18 protein-coding genes are annotated in these 19,831 nt (G+C 72.4%); 11 read left to right on the forward strand and 7 right to left on the reverse strand.

All coding sequences use genetic code 11. The annotated features are described in order from the left end of the window. Positions 1 to 370: 370 nt before the first annotated feature. On the forward strand, positions 371 to 1,045 hold the full coding sequence (locus EMA17_RS04370; protein ID WP_246126446.1) for an aminoacyl-tRNA hydrolase: 675 nt from the start codon (positions 371 to 373) through the stop codon (positions 1,043 to 1,045). A gap of 346 nt (positions 1,046 to 1,391) precedes the next feature. Beyond that, entirely contained in the window at positions 1,392 to 1,772 is a 381-nt protein-coding gene (locus tag EMA17_RS04375) for an STAS domain-containing protein (protein ID WP_246126447.1), read from the forward strand. A gap of 39 nt (positions 1,773 to 1,811) precedes the next feature. On the opposite strand, the gene EMA17_RS04380 is transcribed toward EMA17_RS04375, so the two are convergent. After that, a complete protein-coding gene (locus EMA17_RS04380) occupies positions 1,812 to 2,807 on the reverse strand; it encodes a cobalamin B12-binding domain-containing protein (RefSeq protein WP_126635581.1) in 996 nt (331 codons plus the stop codon). After that, the gene (locus EMA17_RS04385; RefSeq protein ID WP_126635582.1) at positions 2,804 to 4,534 is read right to left on the reverse strand and encodes a SpoIIE family protein phosphatase; all 1,731 of its coding nucleotides are present in this window, start codon (positions 4,532 to 4,534) and stop codon (positions 2,804 to 2,806) included. Before EMA17_RS04385 ends, EMA17_RS04380 begins: the two co-directional genes overlap by 4 nt. Before the next feature lie 279 nt (positions 4,535 to 4,813). Here EMA17_RS04385 and EMA17_RS04390 point away from each other — a divergent pair, with 279 nt between their 5' ends. Further along, complete coding sequence (locus EMA17_RS04390; protein ID WP_126635583.1) at positions 4,814 to 5,203, forward strand: STAS domain-containing protein; 390 nt, start codon at positions 4,814 to 4,816, stop codon at positions 5,201 to 5,203. 248 nt (positions 5,204 to 5,451) lie between these two features. Here EMA17_RS04390 and EMA17_RS04395 read toward each other — a convergent pair whose 3' ends face one another. Continuing rightward, complete coding sequence (locus EMA17_RS04395) at positions 5,452 to 6,639, reverse strand: phytanoyl-CoA dioxygenase family protein (RefSeq protein WP_126635584.1); 1,188 nt, start codon at positions 6,637 to 6,639, stop codon at positions 5,452 to 5,454. 204 nt (positions 6,640 to 6,843) lie between these two features. Further along, entirely contained in the window at positions 6,844 to 7,587 is a 744-nt protein-coding gene (locus EMA17_RS04400; RefSeq protein WP_218042659.1) for a FadR/GntR family transcriptional regulator, read from the reverse strand. A 136-nt stretch (positions 7,588 to 7,723) separates the two neighbouring features. Here EMA17_RS04400 and EMA17_RS04405 point away from each other — a divergent pair, with 136 nt between their 5' ends. The 4 genes from EMA17_RS04405 to EMA17_RS04420 all read left to right on the forward strand — a co-directional run bounded on the left by EMA17_RS04405 (position 7,724) and on the right by EMA17_RS04420 (position 11,505). After that, positions 7,724 to 8,455, forward strand: coding sequence for a (Fe-S)-binding protein (locus EMA17_RS04405; RefSeq protein WP_126635586.1), 732 nt, complete (start codon positions 7,724 to 7,726; stop codon positions 8,453 to 8,455). A 132-nt stretch (positions 8,456 to 8,587) separates the two neighbouring features. Next, entirely contained in the window at positions 8,588 to 10,117 is a 1,530-nt protein-coding gene (locus EMA17_RS04410) for a lactate utilization protein B (RefSeq protein ID WP_170222109.1), read from the forward strand. Beyond that, complete coding sequence (locus tag EMA17_RS04415) at positions 10,114 to 10,800, forward strand: LutC/YkgG family protein (protein WP_126635587.1); 687 nt, start codon at positions 10,114 to 10,116, stop codon at positions 10,798 to 10,800. Before EMA17_RS04410 ends, EMA17_RS04415 begins: the two co-directional genes overlap by 4 nt. A gap of 30 nt (positions 10,801 to 10,830) precedes the next feature. Further along, positions 10,831 to 11,505: a hypothetical protein gene (locus EMA17_RS04420; protein ID WP_126635588.1), complete on the forward strand. Its 675-nt coding sequence runs from the start codon at positions 10,831 to 10,833 to the stop codon at positions 11,503 to 11,505. A 22-nt stretch (positions 11,506 to 11,527) separates the two neighbouring features. On the opposite strand, the gene EMA17_RS51610 is transcribed toward EMA17_RS04420, so the two are convergent. Next, entirely contained in the window at positions 11,528 to 12,085 is a 558-nt protein-coding gene (locus EMA17_RS51610) for a hypothetical protein (protein WP_160161316.1), read from the reverse strand. 108 nt (positions 12,086 to 12,193) lie between these two features. On the opposite strand from EMA17_RS51610, the gene EMA17_RS04425 reads away from it, so the two are divergent. Then, the gene (locus EMA17_RS04425) at positions 12,194 to 12,871 is read left to right on the forward strand and encodes a response regulator transcription factor (protein WP_126635589.1); all 678 of its coding nucleotides are present in this window, start codon (positions 12,194 to 12,196) and stop codon (positions 12,869 to 12,871) included. Positions 12,872 to 13,017: 146 nt separating this feature from the next. Further along, positions 13,018 to 14,382: a sensor histidine kinase gene (locus EMA17_RS04430; RefSeq protein WP_126636079.1), complete on the forward strand. Its 1,365-nt coding sequence runs from the start codon at positions 13,018 to 13,020 to the stop codon at positions 14,380 to 14,382. A 360-nt stretch (positions 14,383 to 14,742) separates the two neighbouring features. On the opposite strand, the gene EMA17_RS04435 is transcribed toward EMA17_RS04430, so the two are convergent. Next, positions 14,743 to 15,972, reverse strand: a complete 1,230-nt coding sequence (locus EMA17_RS04435; protein WP_126635590.1) for a styrene monooxygenase/indole monooxygenase family protein — start codon at positions 15,970 to 15,972, stop codon at positions 14,743 to 14,745. A 137-nt stretch (positions 15,973 to 16,109) separates the two neighbouring features. After that, complete coding sequence (locus EMA17_RS04440; RefSeq protein ID WP_126635591.1) at positions 16,110 to 16,547, reverse strand: glycoside hydrolase family 78 protein; 438 nt, start codon at positions 16,545 to 16,547, stop codon at positions 16,110 to 16,112. A gap of 200 nt (positions 16,548 to 16,747) precedes the next feature. Here EMA17_RS04440 and EMA17_RS04445 point away from each other — a divergent pair, with 200 nt between their 5' ends. Next, positions 16,748 to 19,261, forward strand: a complete 2,514-nt coding sequence (locus tag EMA17_RS04445; protein ID WP_126635592.1) for a DEAD/DEAH box helicase — start codon at positions 16,748 to 16,750, stop codon at positions 19,259 to 19,261. Between the two features lie 72 nt (positions 19,262 to 19,333). Beyond that, positions 19,334 to 19,717, forward strand: coding sequence for a hypothetical protein (locus EMA17_RS04450; protein ID WP_126635593.1), 384 nt, complete (start codon positions 19,334 to 19,336; stop codon positions 19,715 to 19,717). Positions 19,718 to 19,831 lie beyond the last annotated feature (114 nt).

Below are 19,831 nucleotides of genomic sequence, written 5' to 3' on the forward strand. Positions count from 1 at the left end.
CCCCGAGTCCCGCACGCCGGCGGCGGCCCACCCCACAAGCCGGGCCGGCCTCGGACCGGCCGGCCGCAACCACACGCGCAACGTCCGCCGGGGACAGTCGAGTCACCCGGAAGGTCACTCAGGAGCCGGACCCGTTGTTTCGTTCCGTGCCCAGGCTCGGGGTGGTGTCGGGGTGGGCCGGGCGTTCTGGGGCGCCAGGTTCTGTGCCCTGCGGGTGCGGTGTGTCGGGTGGTTCGGGGTGGCGGGCCGGGTTGGCTTGGCCGAGGCTGTGGAAGCCGAGCCTTCGCGCCGGACGGGACGGGTGGGCGGGCCTGCCTACACCCCGCCCGGCTCGGGGTGCCCGGCGGGGCCATGTGGTCGTGAGCACGGCATGATCGGAGCCGTGAGTTCCATCGAATACGTCCTCCCCCTCGTCGCCCACATCGAGAAGGACGAGCCCCCGGCCCGTACCGACGCCCTCGAGGCCGCCGCGCGGGCGGTTCTCGTTCTGCTTGCCGATGCCCGTTCCGCCGACCCCGAAGGGGACTGGTACGAGGTCGTCGAGGCATGGCAGGGGCATCGCATCCGCAAGGTGGTGCGCCGGGCTCGCGGTGGTGAGTGGCGTCGTGCCGGTGCCCTGCCCGGGATCACCGTGACCCACCGCACCGCCGAGGTCCGGGTGTATCCGCCGATTCCGTTGGACGGATGGCCCAAGGATCTGGCCAGGTTGCAGGTCTCCGGCACCGACCTGGACGAGCCGGTCGCGCCGCCCGCCGCCGATCCCGGGCAGCCGGTGCTGTGGTTGAACCCGTCCCTGGAGATGACCGCCGGCAAGGCCATGGCGCAGGTCGGGCACGGCGCGCACATCGCCTGGATGGGGCTCGGTCCGGGCGCGCGGAAGGAGTGGGCGGCGCGCGACTTCGACCTCGCGGTTCGGGTCGCCGACCCCGCCGCGTGGCCCGCGCTCACCGGCGGCGCCCGGCCCGTGGTTCGCGACGCGGGCTTCACCGAGATCGCGCCGGGGTCGTGCACCGTGGTCGCCGACGTACCGTGGCCGACCCGCTGAACGCCGTGCCGCTCCACCCGTCGCGTCGAGCCGAGCCGCGTCGAGCCGAGGTGACGTTGTGTCATCGGGTCGATCGGGCGAGCGAGCGGCGCTGCTCCGTGTGGCGTTCGGGACGATCCGTGTACGCTGCAACCGAGACCCGTACGTGACCGGATCGTCACTGCCCCGGTTCCCGAGGCCCACTACGGTAGGTCACAGGCCGGGCCGACCACCCGGCTCTCGAGCCACGTGTCCAGGTCCCGCCCGGATCCGTCGGTGCCATCCGCTGGGGGACGGGTCCGCCGATCGCTCCGGCCGCCCTGTCTCGCGCGGCTCGGGACACCATGGGCGAGGGGACTGCCGGCGCGTGACTCTTCAGGTGATCAAGGACGATCTCCAGGGCTGGACCGTGCTGCACGTCCTCGGGGAGGTCGACTACGCCGTCGTCCCCGAGCTCCGCGAGCACGTCAGACGCGCGGTCGCCGACGGCGATCATCGGATCGTCCTCGAACTCACCCGGGTCGAATTCCTCGATTCCACCGGCATCGGCACCCTCGTCGCGGCCCGCCGACTGCTCCGCTCCACCGGCGGCTCGCTGCGTCTGGTGATGCCCGGCAACAACGACCACCACGTCAACCGGGTCTTCACCGCGCTGGGCCTGCGTCGCCTCTTCGACGTACACCCCGACCTCACCGAGGCCCTGTCCGACGACACCCCCACGGACGAGGACCTGAGCGCCGCCGGCTGACCGGGTGCCGGGGGGACACCGAGGCGGCTCCGGCCCGCCCTACAACACCGCGCCCGCAGCCGTCAGCGTGGCGCCCGCGCCGGGGACGTGGGTCAGGCGCGTGGCGAAGGCCCGATAGGCGGCGGCCAGTGCCTCGCTGGGGACGCGCCGGTGGCCCAGCACGTCGGCGAACCACCGGGTGAAATCGACGAACAGCGCGTCGTCGTCCAGGAACAGCGAGACGGCGAGCGTATCGACGGCACTGGCCAGGCCGTCGCGCATGGTGGTGTCCGAGCGTTCGCCCTCGATCGGGGCCAGCGCCGACATGCCCGCGGCGACCAGCGGGGTGCGCAGCAGGCCGACGCCGTCGTGGGTCGGGTCGGGCAGGTGGCGCAGGCGCGGAGCCGGGGTGGTGACGGTCGGCCAGTCGGGGTCGGTCAGCATCTCGGCGGCGCGTTCGGCGTCCGGCGCCCAGCCGTTCGCGCCGACGACGCCCGCCCAGCGGCCGTTCGGGCCGAAGCCCGGACCGCCGACCAGGACCGGCACCCCGACCCGGCGGGCCACCTCCACCATCGCCCGCGCGCCCGGCAGCGCGGTGGAGACCGTACAGCTCAGCACCACCGACCCAGCGCCCGAGTCGGGTACCACTCGGGCCAGTTCGCCCGCGCCCGTACCCGGTGGCAACACCGTCGTGTCGATGCCGCGCAGCCGCAACAGCGCGGCCAGGATCCGGGACGCGAGCCCGTGCCAGTCGCCCTGCGCGCAACACACCACGATCCGGGTCTGCGAACGCGGGCGCGGCGTCGTGTCCGCGACCAAGTGCACCACTCGCCCGCTGACGTGCGAGGCGGCGTGCTCGCGCGCCACCGTCCACTCGCCCGTGGCCCACCGCTCGCCCACCACGCGCAGCGCCGGGATGACCAGGTCGGTCAACACCTCCTCGCCCGGTACCCCCCTGCCCAGCAGATTGCGGGCCAGGTTCAGTGCCTCGACCTCGTCGGCTCGGCCCAAGTGTGCGAGGAACAGGTCGAGTTCGTCGGAGACCACGTGCGTCATGCGCCGTCCGGATGCTCGTCGGGACCGGGACCACCGAGCTCGGCCAGGATCGGCAACGCCTCGTGGTCGTCCCGATAGGGGATGTGAATGGCCAACAGCACCACGTCGTCGATCACCGGGGCGTCGCCCAGATGCTCGAGCAGCCGCTGTTCCAGGCGCTCCACCAACGCCTCCACCGGCATGCCCGCGCACGAGGCCAGGTCGTGCCGCAACGCCTCCACCCCGTACGCCTCACCGTCCGCGTCCCGCGCCTCGGTGACCCCGTCGCTGTACAGGAGCAGGGTCGACCCGGCGGGCAACGGCAGTTCCCGCTCGCCGAACACGGTGCCCGGGATACCCGCCACCAGCGGATCCGTGAACGCCATCGCGGTCACCCGACCCGCCGGGTCCATCCACAGCGGCGGCGGATGCCCGGCGCAGGTCAGCCGGACCCGCGCGGAGCCGTCCGGATGCACCGAGCAGTCCCCGGTGATCGCGGTCAGCACCAACGAGGGATCGCCGAGGGTGAGTTCCGCGTCGAGCAGCGCCATCCGACGCGCGGGAGCGCAGCCCGCGCTCGCCGCCGTGCGCAGTATCAGCAGCGAGCGCGAGCTGAACATGCCCACGGGCGTGCCGCGTCCGCACACGTCGCCGACGGAGAACGCCCACGTGCCGTCGACCGGGGTGGGATGCACGGCGTAGAAGTCGCCGCCCAGACCGTTGGTCAACGACACCGGCCGATACCGGGCGGCGATCCGCGCGCCGGGCACCTCGGGCAGCGGGCCCGGGACGAGTGCCCGGGCGAGCAGCAGGGTGCGCCGATCCTGTTCGACGTACAGCCGCGAGGTGCGCAGTGCCACGCCCACCCGTTCGGCGTAGTCCACCGCGAGTGCGATCTCCTCCTCGGCGAACGGTTCCGAGGTCGCCGAGCGCACGAACGTCAGTACGGACGGCGCGTCGTCATCGGTGGGCACCGGGACCACGAGCGCACATCGCGCGTCGACGGCGAGCAGGTCCGCGACCGCCTCGTCCGGGACCAGCCGGCCGAGCAGTTCGCGATCCATCAGCGGGTGCAGCTCCTGCCGGCGGGTGCGCAACACCCGGCCGACGCCCGCCGGGGCCGTCCACGCCGTGCCCAGGCCGGTGGTCACCCGGGCGATCGGGGTGCCGGTCGCGGGCGCGTAGGTGGTGCGCATCCGGCCGTCCTCCATGCTCGGCACGGACAACGCGACCCAGTCGGCCAGTTCGGGCGAGGGCAGCGTGGTGACCAGATCGGTCAGCCGGCGCGGGTGGGTGGTCGCGGACAACATCCGGCCCGCCTCGGCGAGGAAGACCTTGCGCCGCCGCTCGGCCAACAGCGCGTCCTCGCGCCGCCGTTCGGCGGTGGTGTCGCGGACGTACCAGGCGTAGTGGCCGTCGCTCAGCACCGCCCGGCGCCCGTGCACGCGACGATCGTCGACCTCGCCCCGCCAGGTGGTCCCGGTCGCGGGCAGGGTCGGGAAGGCGGTGCCCACGACACAGTCGGGCAACACCCGCCCGGCCGCGGGGTTGACGTGGCACACGGTGCCTTCGGGGGTGAACACGATCACGCCGGTGTCGCTCTCGTCGAGCACCTCGGCCGGCGACCAGCCGGGCGGCCCCGTTTCGTCGGGGGCGTGCGGCGGCTCGAAGCCGTCGCTCAGCCGAGAGGCGGCCGGCTTCTGCGTGTTGCTGCCCCGCTCGTCGCTCGAGGGGCGTGGTCCGGTCATGGCTACGGAATCCCTTGCGTCCGTGCGTTTCGAGCCGGCTCGCACCGGCGCTCGCGCAACCTTCACGGTACGACCGCCGGGGCCGGCCGCGGGTGGCTTCCGACGGAATCACACCTATAGGGGAAGACGGTCCACGAGCGACCGATACGGCGAGTAGGGTGCCGATGCGGTCTTGCGTTCCGGGATGACTGTGGGGGTTCGTCCCGGGACGCGCGCATCGTAGCGAGCGGTCGCGCGCCGCGCGACCGAACCGACACTCGACCGGGTGGAGTGGTCCACATGAACCTTGACGATCTCCCGCCGGACGACGTGGATCACACATCGTTCTCGGCCAGACCGTGCGTGGTGCGCACGGCCCTGGAAGCCGACCTCGGCGGCGTCGTGTCCGTGCACGGTGACATGGACATGACCGCGGCACCGGCCTTCCGCCAGGCGGTGGACCGCCTCGTCGACGAGGGCGCGCGCAGCCTGCGGATCGACCTGTCCGGGGTGCCGTTCATCGACTCGTCCGGCCTGGGCAGCCTGGTCTACGGCTACCGCCGACTGCGCGACCGGGACGGGAACATCGTGGTGTGCGGTGTCGGCCCGCAGCCGGCGCGGGTGTTGCGAATCACCCACTTGGACCGGATCCTCAGCGTGGAACCGGCGGGTGTCCTCCGGAACCGGTGACCGCCGACCGCCGATCGCCGAACACGATTCCCGACGTCCGCCGACGAGTACACGCGTGCCCGCGCGTGTGGCCGCCGGCACCCGCGCCCCCGCGCGGTCGATCCCGTCCCGATCACGGTGCCGCCCGTCCCGAACCGTCCCGAGGCGTTCCGAACCGTCCCGCCCGTCCCCTCGCGGTCCCGTGGCGCAGTCCCCGAGCCCGTCCCGCCGAGCGCGATCCCCGCGCACATCCGCCCCGAAGGGCGGACTCACCGGCCCAGGCCGGCCTCCAGTTCACTCGCCGTACGACTGCGGATCAGGTCGTTGATCGCCTCGCCCGGTCCGACCTGCTCGAACAGCGTCGGCGGCCGGAAGGTGACGTACATCGTGCGCCGCCCGCCCACCCCGGCGGGCGGCGGCGACGCGTGCAGTACGTCGGCCACGTGCACCGTCACGTCGCCCGGCTCGGTGGGCACCGCGACATAGGGCAGGTTCGCCGGTTCCTCCCGCGTCGGTTGCGGGCAGGTGCGCCCGTGCGAGCCGGGGATCGCCTCCAGGTAGCCGGTCTCGGCGCAGGAACCGGTGAGTTGGATGCCGATCGCCACCGACGGGCACATGATGTGGTGGCCGCCGAGACCGCAGTCGGTGTGCCACGGGATGTTGGCGAGGCCCTTGAGCCGACCGGCCGGCTTGAGCAGGACGGAGACCCCCTCCATGCGGTCCATGGACGCGGCCAGGTCGTCGTGCAGCAGGCCGGCCAGTCGGACCAGGCGTGGATCGCGGGCCAACTCGTCGATCGGCGCGGAACGTTCGCTCGCGTACACGATCCGGCACAGCACCGCCTCACCCGACTCGGTCTCCGCCCACCAGGACCGGTCGTCGTCCGGCCGGGCCTCGGCGGCGAGCCGGTCCACCTCCGCGTTCAGGGCGGCGATCTCGGCGGCGGAGAACACTCCGCGCACCCGCATCACCCCGGTCGCCTCGAAGTGTTCGGCGAGTTCCCGATCGGAGTGGTCGAGGGTGAGTTCGGCCGCCGGGTCCACCCGCGCGCCGTGCCGGTCGTACAGCTCCGGCCCCTGCGGCAGGTAGATTTCGATGCCCTGATAGAGCGCCCGCAACGCCGGTTCCCAGCGGAACAGGTCCAGCACCGTGCCCTGTTCGGTGTGCACGTCGCCCGCGATGGCCAGCGCCGCGGCGGTGCGCAGCAGGGTGACCAGGTCGGTCCAGGCGTCGGGGGACAACCGCACCACGCAGCCGGCGTCCGGGTCGATCCCCTCCACCACGCGAAGTCGGGAACCCTCCGCGCGATAGGTCCAGGCGCCGGTGCCGATCCGCAGGCCGAGCGGGTCGAGTCCGGCGAGGCCCGCCTCGGCCCGTTTGCCGTGCGTGCCGATGAGCAATCCGGGGACGATGTCCCGGTGGTACGTTTCCGCGTCGATCCGGTCGTGCCCGAGCATCCTCGCGACCTCCTGCGCTGTACGTTGCCGCGCAGTATGCCGGGCCGGAGCGCTCTGTCACCAGAGCGTTGCGCGCTTTGCCGAAAGTCGGCGCGGGCGGCCTGCCGGCAACTCACCCCCGCTCCCGACCCGTTGACCGATCGCCTTGCCACACGCGGTCGATGACGGATCGTCAGCTGCGTGCCCCGGATCGTTGACGGTTCGTCAGTTCTCCGGGGAGGGCGCGTCTTCGCGGACCCGGGACACCTGCGGATAGGCGCGGCGCAGATGCGCGGCCACCGCGTCGGCCGCGGCGCGCGGATCGCGAGCCACGATCGCGGCCAGGATGGCCCGGTGATCCGCGCGCAACGCGCCCGTGTCCGGCCCCAGTTCGGCCACCGCGCGGCGCTGGTGTCGGCGTACGGTGTCGCGCAGCGCGCGCATGAACGTGGTCACCAGCGCGTTTCCCGACAACTCCGCGATCGTGGTGTGGAACTCGGTGTCCAGTTCGTTGAACCGGTCCGGGGACAGGTCCGGATCGTCCATCGCGGCCACGATCGCGTGCAGCCGGTCGAGGTCGGCCTCGCCCGCGTGCCGTGCCGCGCCCTCGACCGCCCACGACTCGATCAGCAGCCGGGTCTCGACCACGTCGTCCACGGCGAAGTTGGCCAGCCCCAGGTGCAGCCCGAGTACGCCGGTCAGCGCCGGGCCCGCCGAACCGGCCAGGATCGCCCCCGCCTCCGGGCCGCTGCCCGGGTTGGCCACCAGCACGCCCATGGCCTCCAGGACCCGCATCGCCTCGCGCACCGAGGGGCGCCCGACCCCGAGTGCGGCGGCCAACGCGCGCTCGCCCGGGAGCTTGTCGCCGGCCCGCAGTCGGCCGCTCGCGATCTGCTCCTCGATCTGCGCCACGACCTCCTCGAACGCGCGTACACGTTTGACCGGACGCCAGTCGGGGCCGTCTGTCACGGGGGCTCCTCGGATCCGGGCGTCGCGAAATCGCGAATCGGGGGTGTCTTGTGGCCAAGCATGCCATGCCCTTAGCGTGAGCACACCACAGTGTGGTCCGACCACATGATTCGACAGTCGCGAGGAGGCCGCACGCATGCGCGTCGGACTGTTCATCACCTGCGTCAACGACACGCTCTACCCCCGCACGGGGCAGGCCGTCGTCCGCCTCCTGGAACGGCTCGGCTGCACCGTGGACTTCCCCACCGCGCAGACGTGCTGTGGCCAGATGCACTGGAACACCGGCTACGGAAAGCGGATCGAGCCGATGGTGGCCGGGTTCGCGGACACCTTCGCGGGCTACGACGCGGTGGTCACCCCGTCCGGGTCCTGCGGCGCGATGATCCGGGACAACCACCCGCGCGCCGCCGCACGGGCGGCGGATCCGGGGTTGTCGGCCCGGGTCGCGGCGGTGGTTCCGAAGGTGTACGACCTCACCGAGTTCATCGTGGACGTGCTCGGCGTCACGGATGTCGGCGCCTACTTCCCGCACCGGGTCGTCTACCACCCCACCTGCCACTCCCGCCGGCTCCTGGGTCTGGGCGACCGGCCGACCGCGCTGCTTCGCGAGGTGCGGGGCCTGGAACTGGTCGACCTGCCGGGGGAGGAGGAGTGTTGCGGCTTCGGCGGCACCTTCGCGGTGAAGAACCCGGACGTCTCCACCGCGATGGGCGCCGACAAGGTGCGGCACGCGGCCGGCACGGGGGCGGAGGTGCTGTGCGCGGCGGACAACTCGTGCCTGATGCACATCGGTGGGCTGATGGATCGTCAGCGGACCGGCATGCGCGTCGTGCACTTGGCGGAGATCCTCGCCTCGACGGCGGGTTAGGCGTTTCGGTCCACCCACCCCCTCCACCACCCGTTGCCCCGCGCGGATCGGCCGCGGACGCCCAGCCACCGGTGTGGCCGCCACGGCCCGCGAGCCGACGTGCCTCGACCCGTTGATCGGAAAACCTTCGTGATGACCCCACCGCCCACGTTTTTGGGTATGCCGCCCTTTCCCGAGGCCGCTCGATCGGCCGTGTCGAATCCTCAGCTTCGGCACAATCTGCGCAAGGCCACCCATACCATCCGGGACAAACGAGCCCATGTGGTCGGTGAGCTTTCCGACTGGGCCGAGTTGCGGGCCGCCGGGGCGGCGATCAAGGACCGGACGTTGCGTCGGCTCGACGAGTACCTGGTCGCCGCCGAGGCGGCCGTCACCGCCGCCGGGGGCACCGTGCACTGGGCGGCGGACGCGGCCGAGGCGAATCGCATCGTCGCCGATCTGGTCCGGGCCACCGGGGAGACCGAGGTGGTCAAGGTCAAGTCGATGGTCACCCAGGAGATCGGGCTGAACGAGGCGTTGGCCGCCGAGGGGATTCGGGCCTACGAGACCGATCTGGCCGAGTTGATCGTGCAGTTGGGCGACGACCTGCCCTCGCACATCCTGGTGCCGGCCATCCACCGCAACCGGGCCGAGATCCGGGAGATCTTCGTCCGGGAGATGGCCGAGTGGGGGGTGCCGGCCCCGCCCGGGCTCACCGACGAGCCGGCCGCGCTGGCCGAGGCCGCGCGGCGACACCTGCGGGAGCGCTTCCTGTCCGCGAAGGTCGCGGTGTCCGGGGCGAACTTCCTGGTCGCCGAGACCGGCACCCTGGTCGTGGTCGAGTCGGAGGGCAACGGGCGGATGTGTCTGACCCTGCCCGAGACGCTGATCTCCGTGGTCGGCATCGAGAAGGTGGTGCCGACCTGGGCCGACCTGGAGGTGTTCCTGCAACTCCTGCCCAGGAGTTCGACCGGCGAGCGGATGAATCCGTACACCTCGACGTGGACCGGCGTCACCCCCGGCGACGGGCCGCGGGACTTCCACCTGGTGCTGCTCGACAACGGCCGTACCGACGTGCTCGCCGATACCACCGGGCGGCAGGCGTTGCGCTGCATCCGGTGTTCGGCCTGCCTGAACGTGTGTCCGGTCTACGAGCGCACCGGGGGGCACGCGTACGGGTCGGTGTACCCCGGGCCGATCGGCGCGATCCTGGTGCCGCAACTGCGGGGCGTGGCGAGCGGGAAGGTGGACCCGCAGACCGCGTCGTTGCCCTACGCGTCGTCGTTGTGCGGTGCCTGCTACGAGGTGTGCCCGGTCGCCATCGACATCCCCGAGGTACTGGTGCACCTGCGCGAACAGGTGGTCGAGGGCGGCGGCCATCGGGCCGAGCGGGCGGCGATGCGGGCGGCCGAGTGGGTGCTCGACGACGCGAAGCGGCTGCGCACCGTACAGCGGGTCGCGGCCCGCTCGCGTCGGCTGCTGCCCCGCCGCGCGCCCGGCCCGGGCGCGGCCTGGTCGGACAGCCGGGCCCTGCCGGAGGTGCCGGCGCGGTCCTTCCGCGACTGGTGGGTGCGCGAACGGAGCGCGCCGCCGCCACAACCCCCGGCCGCTTCGCCACAACCCCCGGCCGCTTCGGCGCAACCGCCGGCGGAGCAGAACCGGATCGAGGAGGACGACCGATGAGTTCGCGTGAAGCGATCCTGGCCCGGGTCCGCCGGGCGCTCGCCGACGTGCCGCGCGACGACGACTTCCCCGTCGCGCGCGACTACGCGCGGGCGCATGTCGCCGAAGGTGTGCTGGAGCTGTTCGTCGAGCACCTGCGCGACTATCGGGCCGTGGTGCACGAGGTCGCCGAGGACGCCCTCCCCGACGCGGTCGCGGCGGCGGTCGGGCGGCGCGGGGCCCGCACCGTGGTGACCCCGGCCGGACTGCCGGCGGCCTGGACGGCCGGACTCGCCGAGGGGGTGTGCCTGGCGGACGGCTGGGAGTACGGGCAATTGTACGAAGATAGTATTAATAACAGGCCTGAGCTCGTCGAAGCCGCCGGCATCCTGACCACGCACGCCCTCGACACCGCCGACGGCGTGCTCACCGCCGCCGCCGTCGGCATCGCCGAAACCGGCACGATCGTGCTCGACGCCGGACCCGGCCAGGGCCGTCGGGCGTTGACCCTGGTACCGGACTGGCACCTGTGTGTGATGCGCGCCGCCGACGTGGTCGCCTCGGTGCCGCGGGCGCTCGAACGACTGGACCCCGGTCGACCGCTGACCTGGATCTCCGGACCGTCCGCGACCAGCGACATCGAGCTGAATCGGGTCGAGGGGGTGCACGGGCCGCGCACCCTCGAAGTCCTGATCGTGCGGTGACGGGCCGCCGATCATTTACAGTCCATAGGCGTGGCACCTGATACGAAGGCACTCGTCCGCTCGACCAAGAACCTGATGGAGATGGTCGACCTCCTCGGCAACACCAGTCCGCCCGAGGCGTACGACGCGATCGCCGAGCAGCTGGCGAACACGCGGCGGCTGCTCGGCCAGTTGACCGCGCCGGTGCCGACCACGCTGTGCAACGAGCATCCGCACGGTCCGGTCGACGAGGACGCCCGGGACAAGTGCCTGTTCTGCGAGAACCGGCGGCGGCGCGGCCGGGCCCGGGACGCGGCCGACGCACGACCGCGTTCGGCGCCGTGCCCCCGGCACCCCGAACGCGGCCTGCTCGCGCTCGGCGAGACGTGTCCGCTGTGCGGCGGCCCCGAGGGCGTGTCGATGCCGCGTCAGGGCGTGCCGAGCGTGCGCGACCCGCGACCGGCCCCGTTGGCCGGTGTCCGCGGCGTCGACATGCGGCTGACCGTGCTCACCCGGCAACTCGCCGGGATGGCGGGCGAACCGGGACAGGACGCGCGCGGGGAGGCGTTGCTCGCCGCCGCGGTCGACGCGCTCAAGGGCGCCCAGGGGCTGATCCAGGCGGCCAACGCGTTCTCCGAGGGGCGCGGCGACGAGGCGTACAACACCGCCACCCGGGTCGCGCGCGGCCTGCGCGCCACGGCCGCCGAGGTGCTGGAGGACCTGTGAGCCGGCCGGCCCGCGCCGGTTGTCAGTCCTCGTAGGTCGAGGCGATCGGGTCGTGCCCGTTCCATACGACGAAGACCGACGAGGTCTGCCCGTGTCGGAAGAAGTCGACCCGGATCCACCGGTCGCCCGGCCACACCTTGACCGCCCACCCCGAGTTCGGCGTCGCGGCGATCAGCGTCGCGGTGGTCGCCTGGTAGCGGAACGACGCCCGCCCGCCGCGCACCTCGAAGCTCTGCACCGCCGCGGCCGGCGGCTGCTCCCGCAACTGCGCGGGCGGCGGCGCCGGCGGGGCCTTCGTGGTCGGCGGGGTCGTGGTCGGGGGCGGGGAGGACGAGGTCGGCGGCGGGGTGCGGTTGACGGCCGAGATCAGGTCCGGCGCCTCGGAGGTCGGCGGCGCCGAGGGCGTGGGCGGCGGCGTGGTCACCGAGGGCGGCGGCACGTCGCCGGCCACCGGGCTCGGCGGCCTGGGCGGCTCGAACACGGTCTCGCGCAGCACGCTGCGCACCCCCCACCAGGAGAGCGCGACGGCGACCGCGGTCACCGCGAGCCATACCGAGATCGACGTGATGATTCTCCGCACGAGCCCTATCCTCCCGCCCCGAGCCCGCCCCTCACCGGCGGGGTGGAGCCGACGGCACGGGCCCTCCCGGGCGGGGTGGAGCCGACGGTACGGGTACGGTTCCGAACCATGGCACAGGTGCTCGTTGTCGAGGACGACCAATTCGTACGTTCGGCGCTGATCCGCTACCTCACCTCGTCCTCCCACGCGGTGCGCAGCGTGGGCACCGCCCTGGAGGCGCTGCGCGAGGTGGCCCAGTACTCGTTCGACGTGGTCATCCTGGACCTCGGCCTGCCGGATCTGGACGGATCCGAGGCATTGAAGATGTTGCGCGGCATATCCGACGTCCCGGTGATCATCGCGACCGCCCGGGACGACGAGGCGGAGGTGGTCCGGCTGCTCAACGCCGGCGCCGACGACTATGTGACGAAGCCGTTCTCCGGGGAGCACCTGGGTGCCCGGTTGTCGGCCGTGCTGCGCCGCGCGCGCGGCGGCAGCACACCCGAGGTGTTCACCACCGGCGGGCTGCGGATCGACACCCGGCGCCGTGAGGCGCACCTGGACGGCCGCGAACTGGAGTTGACCCGACGCGAGTTCGACCTGTTGGCGTTCCTGGCCGCGCGGGCCGGCCGGGTGGTGCCGCGGCGGGAGATCCTGGCCGAGGTGTGGGGTCAGGCGTACGGGGACGACCAGACCATCGACGTGCACCTGTCGTGGTTGCGCCGCAAGCTCGGCGAGAAGGCGCGGGAGCCGAGATATCTGCATACCGTGCGGGGCGTCGGGGTGAAGCTGGAGCCCCCGGCGTGAGACTGCGCTCGGGCGGGCGCGGGGCGACGGGGCGGCGCGGGGAGGGCCGGTCCGGTGGTCGGGCGGCGGGTGCGGCCGAGCGGGCCGATGGGTCCGCCCGGGTCCCGAGGTCGGCCGGCCCGAGGCCGGCCCGGGCGCCGAGGGGGCTGCGGGGCACGCTCGTCCGGGTCTCGTTGGCGGTGACCACGATGGTGGCGCTGGCGTTCCTGATCCCGCTGGTCCTGGTGATCCGGGAGATCGCCGCGGACCGGACCTTCACCGATGCCGAGCGGCAGGCCGCCGCGTTGCAGCCGGCGCTGGTGATCACCACCGAACGGGCCGCGCTGGAGCCGGCGATCGCGAGTGTGCCGGCCGGATCGGGCGGGCGGATCGCGATCCACCTGCCCGACGGGTCGGTGCTCGGGCGGCCGCGCGCGAGCGAGCACAACGTGGCGGGCGCGCGCGAGTCGGCCCGCTCGTTCCGGGTCCGGGCGGGCGGCGGCTGGGCGCTGTTGCAGCCGGTGGTGCTGGACCAGGGGCGGATCACGGTGATCGAGGTGTACGTCCCGGACGGCGATCTCGACCACGGCGTGGGCACCGCGTGGCTGGTGCTGACCGGGGTGGCGGTGGTGCTGGTCGGCGGTTCGGTCCTGGTCGCCGACCGGCTCGGCGCGCAGGTGGTGCGCTCGGCCCGGGCGCTGGCCGCCGCCGCGCGTTCGCTGGGTACGGGCGACCTGGAGGCGCGGATCGCCCCGCAGGGCCCCTCCGAACTCCAGGAGGCCGCCACGTCGTTCAACACGATGGCCGATCGGGTCGAGCAACTGCTGGCCAACGAGCGGGAGATGGCCGCCGACCTGTCGCATCGGCTGCGCACCCCGCTGACCGCGCTGCGGCTGAACGCGGCGGCGCTCGGGGACGATCCGGTGGCCGAGCAGACCCGGGACGCGGTGGCGCGGCTGGAGCGCGAGGTGGACGAGTTGATCCGCGGCGCGCGGCGGTCCAGCGCGAGCATCGAGCGGGTGGGCTGCGACGCGGCGGAGGTGGTGCGGGCCCGGATGGACTTCTGGTCCGCGCTGGCCGAGGACGAGGATCGCCCGTGGCAGCTGGTGGGCGCGGAGGTGCCGGTACGGGTCCCGGTGTCCCGGGGCGACCTGGCCGCCGGTCTGGACGCGATGTTGGGCAACGTGTTCCGGCACACCGAGGAGGGGGTGCCGTTCTCGGTCACCCTGCACGCGGGCCGGGAATCGGTGATCCTGCTCGTCGCCGACGGCGGCCCCGGCATCGCCGATCCGGAGACCGCGCTGCGGCGTGGGCACGGCCAGGGCGGCGACGGCTCGACCGGCCTGGGTCTGGACATCGTGCGCCGGCTCGCGGAGGCCACCGGGGGAGAGGTCGACCTGGGTCGATCGGTGCTCGGCGGCGCGGAGGTGAGCGTACGCCTGGGCGCGGGCCGTACGGACGCGGTCACCCGGCGCAGTCGTCGGGCCGGCAAGAGTCGGCGCGGACGGCGCCGGCCGGTGTCGGCCGAGTGACCCGGCGCTTTCGGCCGGTTGTCGACGGTCGATTTTCTCACGGTGAGTCACCGGTCGTGCGCCCCCCGGAACCTTGGCGACGATTCACTCTTAAGAGGGCCTTAAACCCTCGTCCCGGGCCCAATCCGGTCGGGCCGACAGGTGTTCTTCGGCCACGGTTTTCACTAGCCTTCACAACGACGGTCCATTCGGAACCAACGGGACTCCCCCCTTTCCGAGTGGGCCAGGCGCAGCCCAATCCCCCCCAGGGTCTGTAGCCGTTCGGGGATCTGATCCCCGGCCGTTCGTGTCCCCACCCCCACCCGGGGCGCGACGGCACCCGGCCCGAGAGCGTGAGCTCTCGGGCCGGCCTTTTTTGCCCTACAGCGCGCCGACGCCGTGCAGGAACGCCTTCGTCTTCTCCGGCTCGTACATGAACTCCTCGAACTCCGCCGGGTTGTCGAACGCGCTCATGATCGCGTCGCAGACGGCCGGGCAGTCGTTGCCCGCGCCCATCAGCATCCGCATGTGCTCCGGCGGGGCGCCGAGCAGGGCGGTGGAGAACTTCACCCCGTGCCGCGCGCGGTCCCAGAACGTGGCGAAGAGCGACTCCATCCAGTCCGCGTCGAACGGCCGGTCCCCGTGCGCCACGATCGCGTTCAGGTACAGGTCGGCCGCCCGCGCGGCGTTGTTGGCGCCCTGGCCGCTGAGCGGGTCGTTGGTGACCAGCACGTCGCCGATCCCCAGGGCGACTCCGCCGGAGGGGAGTCGGGCGACCGGCTTGCGCACGATGGGGGAGAAGCCGCCGCTGAGCACGCACATCGGGTCGGTGAGTTCGGCCCGGCTGATCCGGTCGTGGTCCCACGGCGCGAACTGCCGCACCACGTCGCGCATCAGCGCCCAGTAGATCTGCGGGTCGCGCACCCCGCCGAACACGTCCAGCGGTCCGCCGGGGATCGCCTCGAGCAGGATCATGTCGCACGGCCCGGACAGGGTCAGGCCCGGGAACATGATGATCTCGCCCGCCTCGGGGATGGCGTTGACGTGCAGCGCGTCGTGCCCCACCGCCGGCCTGGGCGTCGCGCCGTGGAAGTAGGCGACCGCCAACTGCCGCTGCGGGGTCGTGAATTCGGACTTCTCGTGGTCCCGGTCGAACATCGACACCAACTCGCCCTTGCCGGCGGCCACCACCACGAGGTCGTAGGCACGGGTGAACCAGTCGATGTCGGACACCGCGACCGGGTGCACCACCAGGTTGCCGCCCCGGGCCACGAACAGCTCCATCCAGGCGGGCATCTTCATCCGCTGGTCCACCGACTGCGCGCCGCCCAGATCGCCCAGCCAGTCCACCACGGGCGTGCCGTCCGGGCCGGGGATGGTGAAGCCCGCCCGGTCGATCGGCGGCACCCGGTCGGCCCACAGGTCCAGCCCGTGCGGCCGTTCGAGGGCGACCGTCGAGGGCATCATGATCTGCGTCGAGGTCACCCGGCCCGCGCGTATCTCGTCGGGCGTGCGCTCGGTCATCACGGTCACGTCGTAGCCGTGGGCGAGCAATCCCAGGCCGAGCTGGAGCCCGGATTGGCCGGCACCGACGATGAGGATCCTGCGCATGGCTGAAGTCCCTTCCCCTGATCAAGTCGCATGCATCGTATGGCTCGCGCTGCGTGTTCACGGGGGCACCGACGGGAACTCGGGGGCCGCCGAACGGAGATCGGGCCTCGGCCGTCGGCGGGCTCGGGGTGTCCACCTCAGGGGCGGGGCGCCGTCCACCGCTCGCGTGTGCTCCAGCCGGAATCCCGGTCCCGGTCGTCCCGGATCCGCACGCTCCAGTAGTACGTGGTGCCCGATTCGTAGCGGAACCCCGACGGCCGCACCCCGGCGTGCTGCGCGGAGTGCACGACCCCGCTGTCCCACACGTCCGGGTCGACGCCGCCGGCGAGCACCGTGTCCAGCGAGACCGGATCGGCGGAGATGACCAGCCGGTAGGTGCGCTGCGCGCGGTCGTGGCCGCGGTCGCGGTAGCGGACCGCCCAGCCGATCCCGTCGGACCCCGTCCGCGCCTCGTCCGACTGCGCGACCACGGTCGGCGCCTGCCGGGACGCCGGCGATCCGGAGCGGGCCGCGTACCCGAGCAGGCTGCCCGCCAGTACCACGCCGGTCGACAGCACCAGACCCGTGAGCAGCACCGGGCCCACCCGTCCCACGCGTCGTGCCGACCCCACGAGCACCCCGTCCCAGGCGGCGGATGATCACGCGACCCTAGACATGTGACACGCGTCACCGGAAGCCCCCGCGATCGGTGCGCGGGACGCCGCCGCCGACGCGCGGGCGGGGTCGTATCCGGGTTGGGTCCGGGACGGGGTCGGCGAGCAGGCAGGATAGACGGGTGACTCTCATCGATCTGCTCCCCGCCGAGGCCGACCCCGACGCGCTGTACGAAGCCTTCGCCGCGTACGCGGAAGAGCGCGGCCTCACCCTGTACCCCGCGCAGGAAGAGGCGCTGATCGAGCTGGTCTCGGGCAACAACGTCATCCTGAACACGCCGACCGGCTCGGGCAAGAGCCTGGTCGCCGCCGGCGCGCACTTCGCCGCGCTGGCCCGCAAGGAGCGCAGCTTCTACACCGCGCCGATCAAGGCGCTGGTCTCGGAGAAGTTCTTCGACCTGGTGGCCCAGTTCGGCACCGAGAACGTCGGCATGATGACCGGCGACGCCTCGGTCAACGCCAGCGCGCCGATCATCTGCTGTACCGCCGAGGTGCTGGCCAACATCGCGCTGCGCGACGGCGCGGACGCCGACGTGGGCCTGGTGGTGATGGACGAGTTCCACTTCTACGGCGACCCGGACCGGGGCTGGGCCTGGCAGATCCCGCTGATCGAGCTGCCGAGGGCACAGTTCCTGCTGATGTCGGCGACGCTCGGCGACATGGACCACTTCCAGGCCGACCTGAAGCGGCGTACCGGCCGGTCCACCACGATCGTCAAGTCGGCCACCCGCCCGGTGCCGCTCTACTTCTCCTACCGGGTCACCCCGCTGCACGAGACCATCGAGGAGTTGCTGACCACGCGTGAGGCGCCGGTGTACATCGTGCACTTCACCCAGGCGTCGGCGGTCGAGCGGGCCCAGTCGTTGATGAGCATCAACATGTGCACGCGCGCGGAGAAGGACGAGATCGCGTCGGTGATCGGGCGCTTCCGGTTCACCACCAAGTTCGGCCGCCAGCTCTCGCGCTGGGTGCGGCACGGGATCGGCGTGCACCACGCGGGCATGTTGCCCAAGTACCGCCGGCTGGTGGAGCGCCTCGCCCAGGCCGGGCTGCTCAAGGTGATCTGCGGTACCGACACCCTCGGCGTCGGGGTCAACGTGCCGATCCGCACGGTGTTGTTCACCGCGTTGTCGAAGTACGACGGCCAGCGGGTGCGCCGGCTGCGGGCGCGCGAGTTCCACCAGATCGCCGGGCGGGCCGGGCGGGCCGGCTTCGACACGGTGGGCAACGTGGTGGCGCAGGCCCCCGAGTACGAGATCGAGAACCTCAAGGCGCTGGCCAAGGCCGGCGACGACCCGAAGAAGCGCCGCAAGGTGGTGCGCAAGAAGGCTCCGGAAGGTTTCGTCGGCTGGAACGAGGAGACCTACACCAGACTCCAGGAGGCCGAGCCGGAGCCGCTGGCGTCCCGTTTCCGGGTCACCCACGCGATGCTGCTCGCGGTGATCAACCGGCCCGGCAACGCGTTCGAGGCGATGCGGCACCTGCTGGTCGACAACGACGAGCCGCGCGCGCGGCAGTTGCGGCACATTCGGCAGGCGATCGCGATCTACCGCTCGCTGCTCGACGGCGGTGTGGTGGAAAAGCTCGACGCCCCGGACGAGGAGGGCCGCATGGTGCGGCTCACCGTGGACCTCCAGGCCGACTTCGCGCTCAACCAGCCGCTGTCCACCTTCGCGCTGGCCGCGTTCGACCTGCTCGACCCGGAGGCGCCGACCTACGCGCTCGACGTGCTCTCGGTGGTCGAGGCGACCCTGGACGATCCGCGGCAGATCCTGGCCGCGCAGTTGAACAAGGCCAAGGGCGAGGCGGTCGGGCAGATGAAGGCCGACGGCATCGAGTACGAGGAGCGGATGGAGCGGCTGGCCGACATCCGGTACCCGCGTCCGCTGGAGGAACTGCTCGAACACGCCTACGCGATCTACATGCGCAGCCACCCGTGGGTGGGCGACCACCCGCTGTCGCCCAAGTCGATCGTGCGCGACATGTTCGAGCGGGCGATGACGTTCGGCGACTACGTCGGCTGGTACGAACTCGCGCGCACCGAGGGCATCGTGCTGCGCTACCTGGCGAGCGCGTACAAGGCGCTGAACCAGACCGTGCCGGACGACGCCAAGAACGAGGACCTGCACGACATGATCGCGTGGCTGGGCGAACTCGTCCGCCAGGTCGACTCCAGCCTGCTCGACGAGTGGGAGAAGTTGGCCAACCCGGACGCCACGCAGGAGGAGTTGGACGACATCGAGGGGCGCACCGCGCCCGTCACCGCCAACGAGCGCGCGTTTCGGGTCCTGGTGCGCAACGCGCTCTTCCGGCGGGTGGAACTCGCGGCGCTGCGGCGCTACTTCCAACTCGGCGAGTTGTCCGAGCAGGAGGGCGACACGGCGTGGGATTCGGAGCGCTGGCAGGACGCGCTGGCGGACTACTGGGACGAGCACGACTCGATCGGCACCGGCCCCGACGCGCGCGGGCCCAAGCTGCTGCAGATCACCAAGGAGGACTCGGCATGGCGGGTCCGCCAGGTGTTCGACGACCCGGCGCAGGACCACGACTGGGGCATCACCGCCGAGGTGGACCTGACCGAGTCGGACGAGACCGGGCGCGCGGTGGTGCGGGTGGTGGCGGTGGACCGGATGTGAGGGGCGGCCGGGGGCGCGCGGTGTCGTGGGTGGTTACCGTCGATCGTATGTGAGTTCGGGCAGACTGGGCCGATGACGAAGAAGCGGCTCGCCGTCGACGCACACGGCTCGATCCTGTCCCGGAACTCGCACAACTCGGTGTTGTCGATCGGGTCGGAGGGTTCGGTGCTCTCGATCGGCTCGGTGGGCTCGGTGTTGTCGATCGGCTCGGTCGGCTCGGCGCTGTCCTTCGGGTCGGTCGGCTCGACCCTGTCGTGCGTGTCGATCGGTTCGTTTCTGGGCGTGGCCTCGGCGTTCTCGGCCCAGTCGGTGTGGTCGGCCTTCTCGTTCCAGTCCAGCGGCGGCCTGTTCGACGCCCACAACAGGCGCCGCGACGTCCGCCGGGCGGCGCTCCCGACGGCGGTCGCGGTGGCCGCGTTGGCCACGACCGTCGCGCTGGTCCGCCGTTCCCGCTGACGCCGCCGACGCCTCCCGGCGGGGCTGCGCCCCCGGACCCGGGCCCAGAGCACGCCGCGCGGTCACCCGCCGTGCCCGCGACGTGGATCGCCCCGGCCGCGCGACGCGGGGAGT

Origin of the sequence: Embleya hyalina, from assembly GCF_003967355.1 — a bacterium.
Taxonomy (GTDB): domain Bacteria; phylum Actinomycetota; class Actinomycetes; order Streptomycetales; family Streptomycetaceae; genus Embleya; species Embleya hyalina.